Consider the following 1,518-nt stretch of genomic DNA (forward strand, 5'->3'; position numbering starts at 1 on the left):
ATGCTATTGTTTATACGATGTTTTCCGTGAGTACGCCAGTGCGGTGTCTGTGCCGCGCAAGGACATAGTGCGAGAAGATGGTTTGCTTGAGCATTGAAGGGCAGCAGGTTGAGGCCCCGGCCAACTGCTCGGTCCTGCAGGCCTTCGTGCATGCAGGCGAGACGCTTGTGGAGGGCGTCGGCTGCATGGGCCAGGGAGTATGCGGTTCATGCCGCGTCATGGTCCGGCGCAGGGGCGAGCAGGAGGTGAAGACCGCGCTAGCTTGCGAGACCCTGATCGAAGACGGCATGCAGGTCGCCTTCCTCGATTACTTCACCACTTCGGGACGCCACGTGTATCGCATCGAGGACGTCAGCGACAGCTGGCAGGCGCTGCACGCGATCTCCGAGATATTCCCGGAAGCATCCCAATGTCGTCACTGCAGTGGCTGCGATCGCGCCTGTCCGAAGGGCCTCGATGTCCAGCGCGGCGTGAACCTCGCCGTGGAAGGCAAGCTGGCCGCATCGAGCGAGGTCTTCGACGAATGCGTCATGTGCAACCTCTGCACGCTCGCTTGCCCCGAACATATCCGGCCGAATCATCTCGGCCTGTTCGTGCGACGAATGATCGCGGCGCTTTCGCTGCGTCCGGCAAATCTCATGCGGCGGCTACAACAGATCGAAAACGGCGAGATGAAGATTGATTTCGATGCGCCCGGCGCGCAGCCGCCGCGCTGATAGAGGCGAAAGATCATGCCCGCCGGAATTCCTTATGAGGACGCGCACAAGCGCTACCGTCGCGGCGCAATCCCCACGGTACGCAGCGATGAGACCTCCGTCGATGAACTCGTGAAGGGCTATCACCCCGACCACGGGCCCAACGCGCACGTTGCACTGACCGTCGGAGTGAACCGCAACGAGCCCTGTCAACCGGATCTTGCGCGCTACCTTCAGGCGAATGGGCTGATCGACGATGTCGACATCGCCGGCGCGCAACTCGTGAGTACCGATGTGCTGGTCATCGGCGGCGGCGGCGGATGCGCTGCGGCGCTCACCGCGGCGAATCAAGGCGCGCGAGTGATCCTCGCTACCAAGCTGCGCCTGGGCGACAGCAATACCGTGATGGCAGAAGGCGGGATCCAGGCGGCCATTGGAGAAGACGACAGCCCGCAAGTTCACTTCGAGGACACCTTGCGCGCCGGGCATTTCTGCGGCGTGCCCGAGCTCGTTGCACAGATGGTGATGGACGGCCCCGATGTGATTCGCTGGCTGATCCAGCTCGGCATGATGTTCGATCAGGAGGAGGACCGGCCCATCGGCGGCAACCTTCTGCGCAAGAAGCCCGGCGGCGCATCCGCCGCGCGCATCCTCTCCTATCGGGACTACACGGGCTTGGAGATGATGCGGGTGCTGCGCGAGGCGGTGGACCTCGATCCACGCATCGACGTATGGAACCGCTGCCCGGTGGTCGAACTGCTTTCCGACGAGCGGGGGCAGTGCGCCGGAGCTGTAATCTACAACCTCGAGTGGCGCACCTTCT

Annotated in this window: 2 protein-coding genes; both read left to right on the forward strand. The window is 63.0% G+C overall.

Annotation, left to right across the window (positions count from 1 at the left end; genetic code table 11):
- Window positions 1–77 precede the first annotated feature (77 nt).
- Complete coding sequence (locus AWB67_RS37545; protein ID WP_087660827.1) at window positions 78–716, forward strand: 4Fe-4S dicluster domain-containing protein; 639 nt, start codon at window positions 78–80, stop codon at window positions 714–716.
- A gap of 15 nt (window positions 717–731) precedes the next feature.
- Window positions 732–1,518, forward strand: a 787-nt coding sequence (locus AWB67_RS37550) for an FAD-binding protein (protein WP_125477870.1), incomplete at its 3' end; no start/stop codon positions are given.

This window comes from Caballeronia terrestris, assembly GCF_001544515.1.
GTDB classification, from domain to species: domain Bacteria; phylum Pseudomonadota; class Gammaproteobacteria; order Burkholderiales; family Burkholderiaceae; genus Caballeronia; species Caballeronia terrestris.